At 44.9% G+C, this 16,828-nt stretch carries 12 protein-coding genes; all 12 read right to left on the reverse strand.

Annotation, left to right across the window (positions count from 1 at the left end; all coding sequences use genetic code 11):
- Positions 1-17 precede the first annotated feature (17 nt).
- Positions 18-1,553, reverse strand: coding sequence for a type VI secretion system contractile sheath large subunit (gene tssC / locus FLM48_RS17975; RefSeq protein ID WP_179025607.1), 1,536 nt, complete (start codon positions 1,551-1,553; stop codon positions 18-20).
- A 40-nt stretch (positions 1,554-1,593) separates the two neighbouring features.
- Positions 1,594-3,087: a type VI secretion system contractile sheath large subunit gene (tssC, locus tag FLM48_RS17980; protein WP_218645309.1), complete on the reverse strand. Its 1,494-nt coding sequence runs from the start codon at positions 3,085-3,087 to the stop codon at positions 1,594-1,596.
- The gene (gene tssB / locus FLM48_RS17985) at positions 3,084-3,587 is read right to left on the reverse strand and encodes a type VI secretion system contractile sheath small subunit (RefSeq protein WP_028773298.1); all 504 of its coding nucleotides are present in this window, start codon (positions 3,585-3,587) and stop codon (positions 3,084-3,086) included. The genes tssC (FLM48_RS17980) and tssB overlap by 4 nt, the downstream gene beginning before the upstream one ends.
- A gap of 38 nt (positions 3,588-3,625) precedes the next feature.
- Complete coding sequence (gene tssA / locus FLM48_RS17990) at positions 3,626-4,732, reverse strand: type VI secretion system protein TssA (RefSeq protein ID WP_179025608.1); 1,107 nt, start codon at positions 4,730-4,732, stop codon at positions 3,626-3,628.
- A 189-nt stretch (positions 4,733-4,921) separates the two neighbouring features.
- The gene (locus FLM48_RS17995; RefSeq protein WP_179025609.1) at positions 4,922-5,704 is read right to left on the reverse strand and encodes a PP2C family serine/threonine-protein phosphatase; all 783 of its coding nucleotides are present in this window, start codon (positions 5,702-5,704) and stop codon (positions 4,922-4,924) included.
- The gene (tagF, locus tag FLM48_RS18000; RefSeq protein ID WP_179025610.1) at positions 5,704-6,426 is read right to left on the reverse strand and encodes a type VI secretion system-associated protein TagF; all 723 of its coding nucleotides are present in this window, start codon (positions 6,424-6,426) and stop codon (positions 5,704-5,706) included. Before tagF ends, FLM48_RS17995 begins: the two co-directional genes overlap by 1 nt.
- Positions 6,408-9,956 carry a type VI secretion system membrane subunit TssM gene (gene tssM / locus FLM48_RS18005; protein WP_028773294.1) on the reverse strand — a complete coding sequence of 1,183 codons (3,549 nt, stop codon included), beginning with the start codon at positions 9,954-9,956 and terminating at the stop codon, positions 6,408-6,410. The genes tagF and tssM overlap by 19 nt, the downstream gene beginning before the upstream one ends.
- 23 nt (positions 9,957-9,979) lie before the next feature.
- Positions 9,980-11,272, reverse strand: a complete 1,293-nt coding sequence (gene tssL / locus FLM48_RS18010) for a type VI secretion system protein TssL, long form (RefSeq protein ID WP_028773293.1) — start codon at positions 11,270-11,272, stop codon at positions 9,980-9,982.
- Positions 11,273-11,299: 27 nt separating this feature from the next.
- The gene (tssK, locus tag FLM48_RS18015) at positions 11,300-12,628 is read right to left on the reverse strand and encodes a type VI secretion system baseplate subunit TssK (protein WP_179025611.1); all 1,329 of its coding nucleotides are present in this window, start codon (positions 12,626-12,628) and stop codon (positions 11,300-11,302) included.
- 24 nt (positions 12,629-12,652) lie between these two features.
- A complete protein-coding gene (tssJ, locus tag FLM48_RS18020; protein WP_028773291.1) occupies positions 12,653-13,123 on the reverse strand; it encodes a type VI secretion system lipoprotein TssJ in 471 nt (156 codons plus the stop codon).
- An 18-nt stretch (positions 13,124-13,141) separates the two neighbouring features.
- Positions 13,142-14,413, reverse strand: a complete 1,272-nt coding sequence (gene tagH, locus FLM48_RS18025) for a type VI secretion system-associated FHA domain protein TagH (protein WP_179025612.1) — start codon at positions 14,411-14,413, stop codon at positions 13,142-13,144.
- Between the two features lie 42 nt (positions 14,414-14,455).
- Positions 14,456-16,432, reverse strand: coding sequence for a serine/threonine-protein kinase (locus FLM48_RS18030; protein ID WP_179025613.1), 1,977 nt, complete (start codon positions 16,430-16,432; stop codon positions 14,456-14,458).
- Positions 16,433-16,828 lie beyond the last annotated feature (396 nt).

The following is a 16,828-nucleotide window of genomic DNA, read 5'->3' on the forward strand; positions in this document are numbered from 1 at the left end:
TAATGCTGTCCTTGAGGTTAATTTCGTGGAGTTAATTCGGTCACCAGCTTGATACTCGATACCATTTGATCGAGCTGAAAATGCGGCTGTAGCTGGATGATTGAATAGAAATGACCGGGTTTGCCGCGCATCTCTTTGACTTGAACTTGAGCACTGCGTAGCGGGTATTTGCTGCGTACTTCGTCGGTGGCTGATTCTGACGCAGTCGTATATTGGTGTAGCCACTTTTGCAGCTCAGCCTGACATTGCTCAGCAGAACTGGACGAGCCGATTTTGTCTCGCCCTAACACCTTGATGTAGTGAGCAAAACGAGACACACATAATATGTATTGCAGCATGGCCGATAACTTAGCGTTAATATTGTCCTCTAGGCGCTCATATGACTGAGGCTTTTGAACAGAAGCATTACTATAAAAGACTAAGTGCTCACAGCCGGGAATCGGCGATAATGGAATAAAGCCTTGATCAGAAAGCGACTTCTCAGCACTATCGCTCACCAGTAAATTGACTGACGGTTTAGCACGCTGACGATAGAGATCGGTTTCGTACTGACAGACAGGTAAATCGCACACTAAGCCTTTTTTCTTCTGCCCAGGTTGCATGCCTCTTATTTGGCCAAACCAACCAGAGTCACTAAATGCGCGAATCAGTACCCCAGCAAACGCATATGCTGCACTGCCCCATAAGTGATGCCGCTGCGGATCGTCAATATGTTCCTTGAACTTAAATCCTTCACTGCGGAGCCCATCTATTTTGTAAGGTGGACGCATCAATATTTGCGGCAACGTTAAGCCGATAAATCTGGCATCATCCATTGCCCGCAGTGCGTGCCACTTAATATACTCTAACTGCTCAAAGGTATCGGAATAGTCGGTACTATAGGCTAAGTCTGAAAAGTCATCTGCACCAAAAAATGTGGGTGAAACCGAGGCGATAAACGGGGAAAATGCCGCGGCGGCAGTACGAGAAATCTCTTTAAGAACTTCGATGTCATTGATGCTTTGCCCTGACTGCTGACGATTACCAATCATGTAATCGCCTACAATGGCCCCAAACGGTTCACCGCCGGACATATCAAACTCATTGTTGTAAACCAGTTTGAAAAACTCGCTTTGGTCAAATTCGATGGCTTTGTTGATATCCTTGCATAGCGTGCGCCAACTACAATCCAGCAGTTTTACTTTAACTTTGTCTGCTTTATCACAGCGTTCTTTTTGTTCAACAAGATAAAGCACACCACGCCAGCTCGCTTCCAATTGCTGCAAGCTGGGGTGGTGGATGATAGCGTTGAGTTGCTTTTCTAGTTTACGATCAATTTCATTGACCGCTTTTAGCAGCAGCGGGTAAACATGATGTTTATCTAAGCCCTGTAATGAAGCACCACTATTTTCCAGCCACAACAATAACGATTTAGTGGTATCGGTTTCACGTAAAAACCGTTCCACTAAATGCTTGTTTTTCAGCCGTAAATGTTGGCTGGACACCGAGCTTGCATGCACAGTGTCCTGCAGAAATATTTCATCATCAACAAATGAAATGCTTTCGTGATTCATTACGTTTCTATCCTTGAAAAGCAATCAACGACGGGATCGACTAGCCCACTTTAGGGATTTTAGCCACCAACCGAAGTGATGCCGTTAGCTCTTCCATTTGCAACCAAGGACGCAACCACGCCACCGCGTTATAGCTACCAGGTTGACCCGGAATCTCCTTAACTTCGACTTTGGCATCGGCAAGTGGATACTTGGCACGAATATCTTGTCCGCCGCCTTCTGAAGCATTCACGAATGACAAAATCCAGCGATTGAGCCATGACTCCACGTCTTCCGCTTCCATGAAGCTACCAATCTTGTCTCGGGCCATCACTTTTAAGTAGTGAGCAAAGCGAGACGTCGCCATTAGGTAAGGTAAACGTGATGAAATCGCCGCATTTGCGGTCGCATCATGGCTAGAGAAAATCTGCGGCTTCTGACAGGACTGCGCGCCAAAGAACACTGCATAATCAGTGTGCTTGTAATGGCACAAAGGTAAAAAGCCCAGCTTACTTAACTCCGCTTCGCGGCGGTCAGTAATGCCAATCTCTGTTGGGCACATTAAGTCAGGGTCACCATCATCACTAGTAAAGATATGTGCCGGTAAACCTTCAACTTTGCCTCCACCTTCAGCACCACGAATTGCGGTACAGAAGCCGTATTTACTGAATGCTTGGCCCATATTGGTGGCCATAACATAAGATGAGTTCATCCAGCAATAGTCGTCGTGGTTAGCGGTTTTAGATCGCGTTGCGGTATCATCAAGCTCAAACTCTTCGTAGCAGAACTCTTCAACAGGCTTAGTTGCACTGCCATAAGGTAAGCGGGCTAATACCCGAGGCATTGTTAACGATACAAATCGAGAATCATCACTTTCTCTGAATGAACGCCATTGCGTATATTCAAGCGATTCAAAGACCTTCTCTAAATCCCTAGGCTTACTTAGCTGGGTCCAATCATCGAAACCAAACAGCGAAGAACCCGCGGCCGATATAAATGGACAAAAACCAGCTGCCGCAACATTAGACATTAACGACAAAGCTTCCACATCCTCAGGATGATTACTAAACTCGTAATCACCAACTAAACAGCCATAGGGTTCACCGCCAGGTGTGCCAAACTCAGCTTCATAGATTTTTTTGAACATTTGGCTTTGGTCGAACTCAACCGCCTTGCTAAGATCTTTATGCAGCTCTTTTTTACTTAAGCTCATCATGCGGATCTTCAGAGTTTCATTGGTTTCTGAGTTAGACACGGTATGGTGCAGCCCGCGCCAGCTCCCCTCCAACTTTTGTAAGTCGTCGTGGTGCATAATGGCTGCAAGCTGTTTGGAGATAACACTGTCGATTACATCGATGGCTTCATTAAAGGTAACGGTTAAGTTCTTATTCCACTTAACGGTGCCTTTTAGCGCCTCTTCTGTTAGCGAACGAATGAGCTCTTCTGCTCTGCTTGAGTCCGTTTGTTTTGTCGCACCAATAGCTTGATCGAGTAACGAAACACTCCCCTCTTGGGCTACGGCATCGAGTGTGGCTTCAACTGTTTCCATGCTCATGACTTCGCTCCTTGTATATCCAATTCGTCGGCCAACTTTTCTAAACTCGTGGTATTGTTCAATACATCCTCTAGAATATTTTCTAGATCTTCTGAACGATCGACTTTTGTCATCAAATCACGCAGTTTATTGCGCGTTTCCATCAGTTTTTTAAGCGGTTCAACTTGATTGACAATGGCTGCTGGCTCAAAGTCTTCTAGTGAATTAAAACTCAAGTCTACTTTTAACTGCGAATCATCATCAGCAAGGGTATTAGCCACGGCCAGCGATAGCGTCGGGTTCATACGTTTAATGACATCATCAAAATTATCACGATCGATCTGGATAAAGCGGCGATCTTTTAATGGTTTTAAACTCTCTTTATTGTGACCAGTAAAATCACCCGTAATACCAATTACAAAGGGCAATTCTTTTTTTACTACCGTGCCTTCCGTCTCAACATCATAAGTAATATGTACTCGCGGTTTTCTTACCCGCTTCAATCTATCATGTATACTCATTTTGAACTCCTTTCAATTTTATATTCCGCAAGACATATTTATTCGTCGACCTTAATACCCGACAATTTAAAATAGCCACTTCTTGCATCACCATCTTGAATTAATTCATTCAATAATTCAGGCAAAGTTAAATCACTCCATCGAATAACTTGCTCAATGGCATATGACATCGGCGAGTGAGGTTCTGTTTTTCTAAAAAATTCTGCTACTGTTGAGAGATTATTTATTGCTTCATCTCTTGACTGGAGTTGTTTAATAACACCTTGCTCTGCCGCTGATATATCACTACACCCTATATCATCAGTATCATCTAGCTCAGTCGTCTCTTGCGGCGCATTGTGTTTAACCAAAATAGGTTGGGCAATTGTGGTCACTTGCTGCAAGCAATGACTCAACGCTTTACTGATATAACTGGTAGGTTGCGGCACGCCGTCCATTGCGTCATCCATGGCACGCGACAGCCGCTCAAAAGCCGAGATGGCATCTTGCAGATCTTGATGTAACTGCAGATAAAATGAAGCAGCGGTTTCCTTAATGCTCTGTTCTACTTCTTCTAAAGATACGGCGCCGGCATCGATACGTTTCTGTTGCTTGTCTTTGTCGAGTCTAGCGACCTCTTGAGCTTGATCATATTGCCAGGTAGAGAACGCACCGTATGTGACACCTTGCGATATCAGTATTGATTTAATGGGCTGAATAAGTGAGCCCTCACTATCAATACCATTAAGCCCTATCAATGGAGAGAGTCTTTCAGATAGATCGTCTGGCTCAGGTGTGGGATAGAGTTGTTGCCAGAAATCATTAATGAGTTTTGCGGCTAACTCGAAGCCATTTGCTAGGCCACGAAAACCAGATAAGCGACAATTGGCCTCTATCAACCAAGCGACATATTCCAGATCTTTACAGTCGTTACGTAGCGCCTCTGGCACCTGTTCAACAATTGGACGCCAGTCGGTTGCGACCGACAAGACATTGTCTTCATCTATTAGGGCTTTTCGTTCCTTTGCCCTAGCACTGTTTCTGACATCTTTTAAATGATAATAAGTAGAGGTTGGACTGACATTTTCGCGCGGATCAATGCCCACCACATTCGTGTCAGATATTGGTAAAATATAATCTTCGATATTAAATTCGTCGACACCCAAAATTCATTCCTTGAATAATACCATGGTAGGTAAATACCGCTAACCCATACTTATTAATATATTTGTCGATTTGAAATTACATCCCAAAGGACATTATTTAAAACAACAAAACACTAAAGAACTATAAATAAACAAAATAAAAGCAAATAATAAACCGCAATGTATTAACAGATCAACAAGCATTACAATTTAAATAAAAACCGGAATGGTCGCATCACTATTATCCCGACCAATATCTTTATCAGACGACAAGCCATAATGGCTCTTAACTAAAATACAGGTAACATTATCTCTGGCATTTCTAACAAGTGAGCTATGGATTAATGCCATGCCTGAATCAATAATATTTCCCGGCTGAATGGCATTGGCAATCTCTTGATCGCTTAACTCTTTATTTAAACCATCACTGCACAGTAAGAAAATATCATTATTAACGAGCGAACCCTGTTTAATATCTACACATAAATAGTCATCCACCCCGACAGCTCGAGTGATGACATTTGCCAGAGGGTGTTGTTCAGCTTCCTCTGGTAACAACACCCCTTCATCGACCATGTCATTAACTTGGCTATGATCTTTGGTCACTTGTGTAAGCTGATTTCCTCGGTAGAGATAACCTCGACTGTCTCCGGCCCATAACAAGTGGTATTGATGCTGATGGATCCACAGCACTACCACAGTACTACCGGCTACTTTGCCGGCAAATTGTTGCTGACTCATCTGCCGTAAACGCCGGTTACTTTCCTCCAACGCACTGACCAAAATAGCTTGATTAACCTGCTCTCTAGAACAGTGGCTCAACGCTTGCTGCATTACATCAATGACCAGTTGGCTAGCCACATCGCCAGCGGCGTGCCCCCCCATACCATCAGCCACGACCCAAACCCCTAAATGTGTCAACTCAAGGCAAGCGTCTTCATTAATCTCTCTGACTGTACCTCGATGACTTATTCCATGACTTGTTTGGTGCATTATCCCTCCTCTGTCACTGCAGCTAAGTTCCAATCTCTTTCCACCCATTGGCCATTAATCATCGATACAAACTGACTCACCTGTGGCAGGCCTTCAGCAATAACTACACAAGGTGCGACCCATTGTGAGCCCTCTGTCCACCAGATACTGTAACGGCCCAGTTGTTCGCTATATTGGCGGTGCAACAGGTCATGCATTTCAATGTGCTGGTGACCTTGTAACACCCAAGCCTTCTTAACAGGATCGGTGTGTTGAGTGATAATGCTGTGAGCCGGAGCTGCGGTGGGGAAACTGATTTGACTAGCAATTTCTTTCAGCCACGTTTCAAGATTGCAGTCATCGTCCAGCACTTGCAAAATGGACTGTTGAAATTGCGGAGCCCATTGGTCGGCTTGTTGCCAAGCTGCTAACGGGCTGCCTTTATGGGTAGCTGCCAAAGTAAACGGATAGTGGCGGCTCACTTGATCGACACTGGGGATCAAGGTGCCTAACATGGCTGATTCACAGCAAAGATCTGCAGATAGTGCAAAGTGCCAAACAGGGCTGGTTAGATAACAATCCAACCACTGCTCAGGGATCTGCTCTTTACTGACGGCCACAACCGCTTGTAACCACTCATTCCAACTTTTGATAAAGTCAGCACTAAGGTTATGTTGGACAAAATCGCCTTTGAATGGCACTTTGCCGCAATAACCTATTTGAGTTAAAGGTTGCGAGGACATGAGAAGCGCTCCATATTTGCCATCCAAAAAGGATTATTCACGCTATTGGCCACCAGCTTTAGTTCAGCGTTATAGCCGCTAAGCTCAATTTCCAACACACCATCTTGTTTGGTTTTCGGTCGTTTGGCGCTTAACTCATCTAACAACCTAAAGAACGACCATTCGCCTTCATATTTTACATTGATAGAACGGCCACCATTGGGTGGAGTAAAAGCGATACGAGTCTCGTTGTTTGCGCTGCCTCCAGGCCACACAAATTGCTCCTTTCTCGAAGGCCCATGTCGATATTTGAGCTGCTGATTGTCGACTTCTAACATGAACAAACTGACATTGCTGTCCAGTAACTGTGGTTCGAGGGTAAAGTCAATTTTCGGTAGCTTAGTACCCGGCTCAAAGAAAGCCTCTTTAATGATTTCAGCGCGCTGATACATCACTAAGATGTCATTGCTGATGCCGATATTCTTGGTAAACCGCCATGGCTTCTTACTGGTATCAACATGGCTGGCTAAGTACTGATCCCAAAACTTATCTAACGTACCGCCATAGCCAAAGAATTTACTGAAATCCTTTAAACGTACATCTTCGCTTGCGCCACGATTAAACGGGTAACGGCCCTTGATCGCGCGGTTAAATTCAGCCAAAACCTGAGACTGCCAAATGCCATTAAATCGCTGGTTCTGATTACTGCTCGCCATACGTTTCGCTTGGTAGGCAATATCATCTAACCAATTGTTAACTGGGTAAGGCATATCAAGGATTTGCTCGGTGAGGCTATTACCTAGCTGAGCAAATTGGGTCTCTAGATTTTGATTCATCATCGCAGCGCGGTTACCGCTGGCAAGCATGATCTTGCCAATGTTGCGATTTAACGCCCTTAAGGTGGCTTGAATCTCATCCAGTTGGTCTAGCTCAATCGACAGAATTTCGCTAAAGGCGACTTCGACTTCTTTACCCGGTAAGTCCACTTCAACTTTCACAGGCTCTTTAGGGAGTAAACGGTTGAGCTGGGACTTTTTCGATTGGAAGGCAACATCACTGGCACTCTTCGCCACCTCTAAGGCTGCTTTGGTGTTAGTCGACATTGGCAATTTAGTCAGTTGCACATTCTTTTGCACCGCCGCGATAATGGTTTTTATCGGTTGGTCTGGGCTAGAGAGTGCGCGGGTGACAATTTCAGCTTGTGACAATGTCTGATACTGTTTCACCGAAATATCGGCAATAAAATCTTCCCAGTAATAGATATAATCACGAATATACTTGCGCTCTAACTCCTGGGCTAAACGCTCATTTGCTTGTTCATCTAGATAGTTTAAATCGTCACCGTAGACCCAGCTATCCGCCGTAAGATTTTTAACTATCTTACCTTTTTCAATGCTAAAAATTCCGTGAAAGCCGTTAAAGGTAAATAACCCAGGAATGCCATTGTCAAACGAGCGCCCACTTTGAAACATCAAACCATCAATGCTGTCGTAACTGAGAATATCAATCAGCTTAAAGTCGGGAATGCTGCTTTCAAGATAGTCACTCTTTAGGCGCTGATAAGCGCGTTCAACCAACGGCAGCATAGTCAGTGTGGCGCGAGCCTCAATTACCGCATCTTCATTGATTGCAGCGCCGCGAATGCCCAAGCCTAATAGTGTGGCAAGGTGGGAATTGAGCTGCTGGCGAATGGCAGTATTCACCTTGCCCGGCACATGGCGATCAAAGTAAGCCGAAAACCAGATTTGTACCTCTTCAGCATTGAAGTGCTCAGGCTGATAAAACATCAGATAGGTTTTTAATGTCTCGTACAAGTAGTTAAGGTGAGAAGCGTTGTCTGCCATCTCCTGCGTTAACGCCTGCATTAAATAGGGACGAAAATACCCCTCCAATGCACGATGATAAGCTGCATCTGCTGGCTGCTTGAGTTTATTCCCCTGGAACAAACCTAAGGTTTTCGCCTCATCTAAGCTGTCATTATCGACACCGGCAGCGAGCTGTTGCAGCTGAGTCAAGCCTTTGGTCAAGGTGATCACTTCAGATTGCTCACTAATCCCGCCATTGGTCACATCTTGATAAGTGCTTAACGCGAGTTGAGTTTGATCGATTAACTGGCGATTCCAGTCATAGCTGTCCCACCAAGCGTAGGTCATCACCAAAGTTACCGTAGCGGCTACCGCAATGGTTATTTGGCGCAGCTTATTGTTCTTACGTGCATGCTTGCGATTAGTTGACGCGAGATTCTGCTCTGGAAAAATAACATCTTCTAATAGACGTTTAATAAAATAGCTTCGTATATGCTGCGCGCTGTTTTGCTCAGTAGGCTTGGCAACACCGCTACTTAAGTGCTGTGACAAGTGATCGATCGGTTGGCCTTCTTGCGTGGCACTGGTTAAATAGACTCCGCGCAACAACGGCGACTCTTCATAGGCATTAGGAGAGAATATTTCTTTTAAGAAATCGTCCGCTGCAGACTGCAGCAAGCGCAACTGCTTGGGGAATTCATAGATTCTAGCACGCCGATTAACATCCCTTTCTTGCATCAAACGTTGGTTAATTCTGCCATTAAGGTTAACCAACAAGTCGTGGAACTCTTTGTTAAACTGACCAACGGTATTATCTTCACTTTGATCTGTGGGCAGCTCAAAAGTGATCCCCCAGATCTGTTCGCAATCTTCTTTATCAAAATCACTAAAAAATTCATTAAATCCGGCGATCAAGTCTGATTTTGATAGCAAGACATACACCGGGAACGTCATCCCTAACTGATTTTGTAGCTCTTGCAATCTTTGCTTGATTGCCCGCGCGTGCAGGTTACGTTCGGTTTTAGTCTGGTTGAGCAGCTCCGCCATACTCATGCTAATGATAACGCCGTTAATCGGCCGCTGCGGGCGAAACTTTTTCAGCAGTCCTAAAAATCCCTGCCACGCCCGACTATCCTGATTCGCATGGCTATCTTGAGTGGTATAACGGCCTGCGGTATCAATGAGTACCGCTTTATTGGTAAACCACCAATCACAATGACGGGTTCCGCCAACGCCTTGGATCATATCAATGCCCATTTTTTCTTTGAGCGGATACTCCAGCCCAGAGTGACCAATGGCGGTGGTTTTACCTGAGCCTGGCGGGCCAATCATGATGTACCAAGGCAACTCATAAATACTTTTATTTTTTGAAAGCTTAGTGGTTTTAAGAATGTCCAAAGCCTGCAACATCTTTTTCTGCAACAAGGCAATCTCGTTCTGTACAACCTCATCACCGACAGGCTCAGCTTGATGCTCATCACCGTTAATCAGGCTATCGACCATCTCATCACTTTGCTTTTTACGCTTAGCCTTAAATAAGAAGTGCAATCCACCCCATACAATCACAATGCTGAGCAACACTATGACGCGCACCAATGGCGACGCTAAAGGCTCATAGCCTGCAATGGCCACCATAGGGCCACCGAACCATATCAATAGCGCCAAACAAAGAAACCCAAGTATGGTAATCATCCACTTTGATTTGAGGTAACCAACTAGCTTGCTACCCACTGATTTTAATGACATTTTACAATTCCTTTGTATGACGATTAAAATAGCAAATCGATTTCGATACGACGGTTGAGTGCACGATTATGCTCGTTTACGTTGTCGACTCTTGGTTCTGACTCTCCGCGCCCTTCAGGCCACAGACGGCCACTGAGCGAAGCATTGTTGGCCAGAAAGTTACCTATGGCCGTCGCTCTCGCTAAGGACAGGTGCCAATTTGATGGGTATTTACTGGTGAAAATAGGGTCGTCATCGGTATGCCCAGTAATGAGAATTTTTCCTGAAGTGCTTTCTAATGTGCGCGCTATTTTGGCTAAAATCGCTTCAAAGTCTGAGCGTGGCTGAGTGCTGCCGGACGAAAACAATACGCCCGCACCAATGCGGATCCGGGTACGATCACTAAGCTGCTCAACTTCCAGTAGTTGTTTAGCTATTTCGGTCTGCAATAGTTGCTGTAGTAGCAAAGCCTCATCGCGGCTAATGCTCTGTGTGTCGGCGCGTTGAGTGTCTTGCCAAGGAACCAAAGCAGTAAGAGATTTATAGACGTTCGACGAATAGCTATTGATGCTGTAGCTAAATCCCATGTAGATAAACAGCGTGAGTACCGCAAACAATGCACCAATAACCCACATAGGGAACGGCTGTACGAAAGCCGCATCCTGCACGACTTTGTCACGCCAATGCGGCGATAGCGCTTTATGACGATCGCCCTTAACTGCCTGCAGAGCATGAAAAGCCTTATCCCTTAGCTGTTCAAGTTGCTGCTCCCCTTGCGGCTCTAGACGCATCTTGCCACTAAAACCCAATGTCAGGCATAAGTACATCAGCTCAAGGAGCTGATGCTTGTGTTGTGGTTGCTGTAAGCAGTCTTGTAACAGCGTAAAGAAATACTCCCCGCCCAGCGTTTCTTTGTGGAAAGTCGATAGCAAACTCTCGGATGCCCACAGACTTTCACCGCCCCAAGGGGTGTTTAATACGGTTTCATCAAGATAACAACATAAGCAATAGCGCGCTGATTCAATATCATCGCTGGGTAAATTGGCATTGCGCAGGCTCTGCTCATAATTCTTAATCAGCTCAACACATTGCACTCGTAGTGCGGTCACATCCTCATGGCTATGACTATTGCGCACTTGAATACCAATAGAGATCAGCGTGCCAGCATGATCTACAATCGGGTTTTGCGCCAAACTCAATACCGACTGCATTGAGCGCGCACTCGGTTGCTTTTCTTGCACCTGAGTTTTCTGACTATCGCCGGTTGCAGTAGGCTGGGCTAACTCTGGCGCTGGCCGCATCCCTGGGCGAGGCTTCACTACCGTTTTATCACTCACGTTATATCATCCTTAATATGGTGAAGATCAGCTATTGACTAGCCATAGTGCTATATCTAAATCGGGATAGTGGCCAGACAAATGTAAGGCAATACCGCCACTTGAATGCAGGCTACGCCAAAGAGAATGGGATTTATCAAGCTGAAAGTAATGATAGCCGGCGTGATAAGGCACCTGCCTCGGCGCAACGGGTAGGCTAACAACACCAATACCAGCCAACTGGTTATTGACCAGCTCGCGAATCGTTTCTACAGAGCCCACCTTAATCTGACTCGGCAAGCGTTGTCTGAGCTCTTCATTCGGCACACTGGCTTTAACAGCCAATACAAATTCGGCACTATCTAAGGCACTTTTATCAGCAATGCTAGAGAAATAGATGCCAAATTTGGTTTTCTCTAGTGGCAACTCAATCGCGCTTTGTTCATAAACACTGCTCAGAGCCTGATTTAATACAGTCATTAATGCTGCAAAACCTTGGCTCAAGTTTTCATGTTGATATTCCGGTAATTTGGTTACCCGCTTGTCAGCAGCACTAAAGGTCGCAAGCTCGCCGGCAAAACAAGCTAGCGTGCTAAATACCTGTTCAGGGTGGACTCCCTGCGTCGCGAGGAAGCGCTCTAACATCGGCTGATACTTATTTAACAACTGCAGCATCAAGAAATCCGCTATTGAGCTGGCATTACCTTGGGTTTGACTTAATCTAGCGGCTATTGCGTCAGCACGCTGTACTGTCATGCCGAGCACTTCACTCACCATGCTCTGCAATACACTGCAATGCTCAATACTGAGGTGAGGCGCAATAAATTTTCTGTCGAGGCGAATCATGCCTTCATCTGATACATCGACGATACGAGCGATAGCAATACTGACGTAGCCAGCCCTGTCTTCAGCTTGCAGTTTTAGACGACAATTCAGTTTAGCAACCTGTAGCACTTCCATGGCTTCAGCACCAACACTGGTATCGACAATATTATGGTCATCAAAATGAAATCGGGTGATTGTACGTTGCTCACCGGCAGAAATGTTTTGCCCAGTGGTTTTGCTCACAGGTAACACTAGATAAATCAGTTGATCTGTCGTACCCGCAGCAACCGTTATAACCTCAGGTAGAGGGTGTTGTTGTGGCAGTACGGCCAAGGTGTTATCAGGAAATACACACTCAATACTATTTAATCGGAACTGGCCGATCTTTAGCAGACTATGGTCAATATCAAGGCTATACACCCCCCATGCCATTGGGGTAATTCGATTCAATAAATTGGCATATTGGTGGTGCAAATAGCGTTCTTGTTGTTGCATATGTTGCGGCCGCAGAAACATGCCTTCTGTCCATGCCACAGGGCTAAAATCGCTCATAACTTCCCTATTGTGCTGCTGTGGTTATTGCTCTGTGCTATACACTGCAATTTTTTCAATATTGATATTGACGTTATCGTAGCCAGTCGGGTCAACTTCAACGACAGAGCGCCAGCGAGATGCATCGATATCACGATAAGCAACCACTACACCGATATAACGGGTATTGGTATTGAGCGTCATTGGATATTCAAGTTGCTGTGTGGGCTGCATTTCAAGCTCATCTTTCTTGATGAGATCGGGCCCTAAAATCTGCTCCGCCGACTCGTACAAAGTGAAGAAGTCTTGGGTATCAAAGATCGTGCGTGACGATAGCTCAAACAGCTTCACCACCACAGGAGACGGTCGACCATTGATATCTGGATTAATATCAGCCGAAGCATTGAAAATTACATCTGTTGAAGGCGGCACGATGGCGTTGATGGTGGAACAACCACTAATCAGCGCGCCATAGCCTAAAAACACTGCACCAAGCAGCCAAGATTTCATATTCATAGTCCTAACCTACACTTGTTATAATGACTTAATTTTTTCGTCATATGCCTTAATAAAATCATCAGATAGCGCAGCATGTCCTTGCTGCCTAAAGTCACTTGTCATATCGTCATGCAAGCCCTTGTAGACTTTCCAATACTTCATCTGCTTTTGACCGGGCAACACCGTTTCCACCAGTGATAAATGAGCCATTTGCTGTTCGATCTTTAGCGGATCCAACTGTGATAGCAGGCCTTGCATGGCACCCGATGCCCCGGCAATGAAAGCTTCATCGTGTTTACGCGCATCACTAAATGCGGCTGAAATGGCCTGCTTTGATGACAAAAATGTACTGCTTCGACGCAGAAACAGGTTTTGAAATACATCATCAATGGATGCTGAAAATTTCAATGGATTATTTTCTTGTTGTTGAAAGGTCGTTTGGTTAATGCGGTATTGATTTTTTAACGATGAGCGTTGACGAAGCGTGGCCATCAAACCTTCAAGCATCAACTTCATGCCTTGCCCCATTTCAAACAACAACGCCTCTGAAACCGCTGCTGGTAGCTGCTCTTTCGCCACACCTAAACCATCAAAAAACGCCTTCATCTCTCCTGAATCCATCACCTGCGTTTCAGGCGCACAAGATGGCTGCGCGTTTGGCTGGCTCTGGGGCTTGGCTGACACCTGGCTGAGCTCTGCACGAGTATCGAGTCGACTCGCAGTATGATTCGGTGACGCGCCAAACTCATGCTCCCAAGCCTCTGGGATTGGTGCATTGGGTAATTGAAAGTGATCTTGTAAGTCATGACTCACTTGCGGGGCGAGTCCATTCGCTTGCTTGGTTGTAGCTAAGGGCTCACTAACTGGAAGTCTTGGCGCAGCGTTACCGCCAAGTACATTAGAAACTGCAATGCCGCTAACTTGCGGAGCTTCAGGGGTCACTTGCGAGCGATCGCCGCCTGTCGCGATCGGATCGAGGTTTTGCCCACTCTGCAGCGCCGTTACTTTGACCTCATAATCACCAAAAGTCAGCAAATCACCGTCGACCAGCTTATGCTGGCGACTCTTTCCTAGCGCTTCAACCGCACGATTAACAAATAGGCCATTGGTCGAGACATCATGGAGGTAAAACCCATCATGCTGCTTTTCTATTCGAGCATGCACGCCCGACACCACTTTTTCGGGATCGGGCAGATGCCAGTCATTGCTCTCTGATCGCCCCAAAGAGATCGACTCTTTGAGCGCCTTAATAGACACTTGCTCTGGAGAAAGTCGATGATAACTTACAATTTCTAGACCTAATTCCATATCCTTTTACAGTCCTAATCCTTGGTATACCGAGTACTTGATCTATACGCCATCAAGTCGTTCAAACAATTCATTGCCCCGCGCAATCAAGTCTCTCGCAGTCTTAAAGTACTGCTTCTCCATATAGATATTGGCGAATCTTAAATAGGTCGCCGCTACGCGCTTTTCTAATTTCAATAGGGGTTGGAAATCCTGCGGCAAATTCGTCGCCAAATCGGTCACAACGCCATCAAATGCATGCAGTTCCTTAGGCGTAGCAACCTCGTCAAGTTGTGCAGACAACTCATTAAAGGTTTCAAGGTAATAGACTTCTGCTGCGGCATAGGGGTAGGGTTGGTCCACCCCTTGGGATACGGCTTGGGTATAGCTATTGATCGCTTTCACTGCCACTGTCATACGCTGACCATGATCCAGTAGCGCTTGTGCCTGTTGGTGATGAACAAACAATAATTCACCCACACTGTTTAATTCAGCAATGGTTTTAATATCATGATTAGATAGCGCTTGTTCAAAACGCGACTGATACAAACTAAATGCTGCATCATCGGGCACAAATGAATAACCGGTTTGCACCATCTGCATGTCATTAAGAATCACCGCGATATCATTATCACCCATTTCGGTATAGCGGCCCTGGGCCAACAAAACGTTCAAACGATCTGACAGTGCATCTAATACTGATTGTTGATTTCGATCGACTTCACCCTGCATTTTTGCCAACGTTGCAGAATCAGGGTAAAGCTGACTGCCTGTAGCCAAAATTTTATTTATTTCGGCAAAATTACGATAATGACCTTTGCCAATCCGAGGCACCTGCTCGATCTGGCGCGCCAGTACCGCCATAACCTGCGGCTGTTTTAACGCAAGCAGTCCGTGCTTAGTCAATGGACTGATATCAGTCATTTGCGAGAATTGAGATAGTAATTGCTGCGCGGAAAGTTGCTGATAATCAGTTAACTTCTGTTGTTGTTGAGCCGATACCGCAACAAGCTGATTAAGCGTAGATAATTGATTTTGCTGAGATTGATAGAATACACCGCCCAATATGATAACCGCGATGGCAGCTGCTGTTGCGCTAATTAACGGCAGCTTTGAAGAGGCTAAGCGCCGTGCAATACTGTCAACGCTTGGTGCGCGATCTTGTTTATGTAACGCCAAGCCTTTCTTGAGTACTGGCCATAATAGCCAATTGATATTTTTAGGCTTTTTAAGCTCAATCTTAGACAAATCAACTTGGTTAGCTGCCAACCTTTGATAAGGGTGTTTGCTACTGAGCAATTCATACACAATACAGGAGAAAGCAAACACATCATCTGCTGCACAGCCATCTTGCCCTTCTAGCTGTTCAAGACTGGCATACGCCGGGGTGAATCCACTTAGTGGTGACGTATTTTGGTGATTTTGTACTGCATATTTATCAAAGTTAAGTTGAAGTGCCTTTGCCACTCCAAAATCAAAAACTTTTATTTGACCTTGCCGGGTTAGAATTATATTCGATGGTTTTAAATCAGTATGAACAATGCCCTGTTTGTGGGTGTACTCCAACGCTGAGCTTATTTGGGTAATGATTTTAATGACGCCTGAAAAATTAATCCCCAGTGGCCGAGAACGTTTGATAACTTGATCTAACGACTCGCCATCAAGCCACTCCATCACTAAGAAGTGATGCTCGCCGTCAGAATCAACATCGTAAACGCGGATAATATTGGGATGTGACAGTTGCTGGGTTTTTCGCGCTTCTCTAACCAATACCTGCTTGGCTTCAGGCGTTGAGCTATATTGCGGCAACAGCACCTTAATAGCGACATAAGGTTCTGTTATTCCAGCAGATTCAAAATGCAGATCTTTGGCTTTGTAGATATCGCTCATACCGCCGCTACCAATATGAGACTCAATCAGATAACGGTTTTTAAAACATTGGCCAACCAAATTACCACTGGTTTCTACATCTTGTGAATCAATGCCAGCAATAAGTGTTTTATCATCCTGAGCGGGTGCATTTTCCCTTAACTTATCCATAAGTATAATATTCCCTAACGCTTAACCACTTATAAAAACAAATAGAGCGGTATAATTTAAGGTTGCACATTTTGCATTAGAGAGAATTAAAAAACAACTGTGTAAATTTATTTTTATACAAAACAAAAATCGACAAATATAAAAATCCATATAAAACAAAAACAAATATTATTTGTAAATACAGTATTAATATAAAACTATACTTTTATACTACAAACAGCCGGCAACCACCTCCCTCGCCTCAAGGTATGCAACCACAAGCAACTGAATATAAACAACAAAAACAAAAAAACACATAATTAAAGCATGACGGCAACACCCTATTTAACATGACTCATTTTGTATATAATATCGCGAAAAGCCACCACATATAATACTTAAGTATATAAAAATAAA

Source organism: Shewanella sp. Scap07 (assembly GCF_013394145.1).
GTDB lineage: Bacteria > Pseudomonadota > Gammaproteobacteria > Enterobacterales > Shewanellaceae > Shewanella > Shewanella waksmanii.

Excerpts from the sequence above, each read along its gene's own strand:
- tssK (WP_179025611.1), bottom strand. The coding sequence starts at position 12,628 with ATGAGCGATTTTAGCCCTGTGGCATGGACAGAAGGCATGTTTCTGCGG.
- tagH (WP_179025612.1), bottom strand. The coding sequence starts at position 14,413 with ATGGAATTAGGTCTAGAAATTGTAAGTTATCATCGACTTTCTCCAGAG.
- FLM48_RS18030 (WP_179025613.1), bottom strand. The coding sequence starts at position 16,432 with ATGGATAAGTTAAGGGAAAATGCACCCGCTCAGGATGATAAAACACTT.
- tssC (WP_179025607.1), bottom strand. The coding sequence starts at position 1,553 with ATGAATCACGAAAGCATTTCATTTGTTGATGATGAAATATTTCTGCAG.
- FLM48_RS17995 (WP_179025609.1), bottom strand. The coding sequence starts at position 5,704 with ATGCACCAAACAAGTCATGGAATAAGTCATCGAGGTACAGTCAGAGAG.
- tssJ (WP_028773291.1), bottom strand. The coding sequence starts at position 13,123 with ATGAATATGAAATCTTGGCTGCTTGGTGCAGTGTTTTTAGGCTATGGC.
- tssB (WP_028773298.1), bottom strand. The coding sequence starts at position 3,587 with ATGAGTATACATGATAGATTGAAGCGGGTAAGAAAACCGCGAGTACAT.
- tssM (WP_028773294.1), bottom strand. The coding sequence starts at position 9,956 with ATGTCATTAAAATCAGTGGGTAGCAAGCTAGTTGGTTACCTCAAATCA.
- tssC (WP_218645309.1), bottom strand. The coding sequence starts at position 3,087 with ATGAGCATGGAAACAGTTGAAGCCACACTCGATGCCGTAGCCCAAGAG.
- tagF (WP_179025610.1), bottom strand. The coding sequence starts at position 6,426 with ATGTCCTCGCAACCTTTAACTCAAATAGGTTATTGCGGCAAAGTGCCA.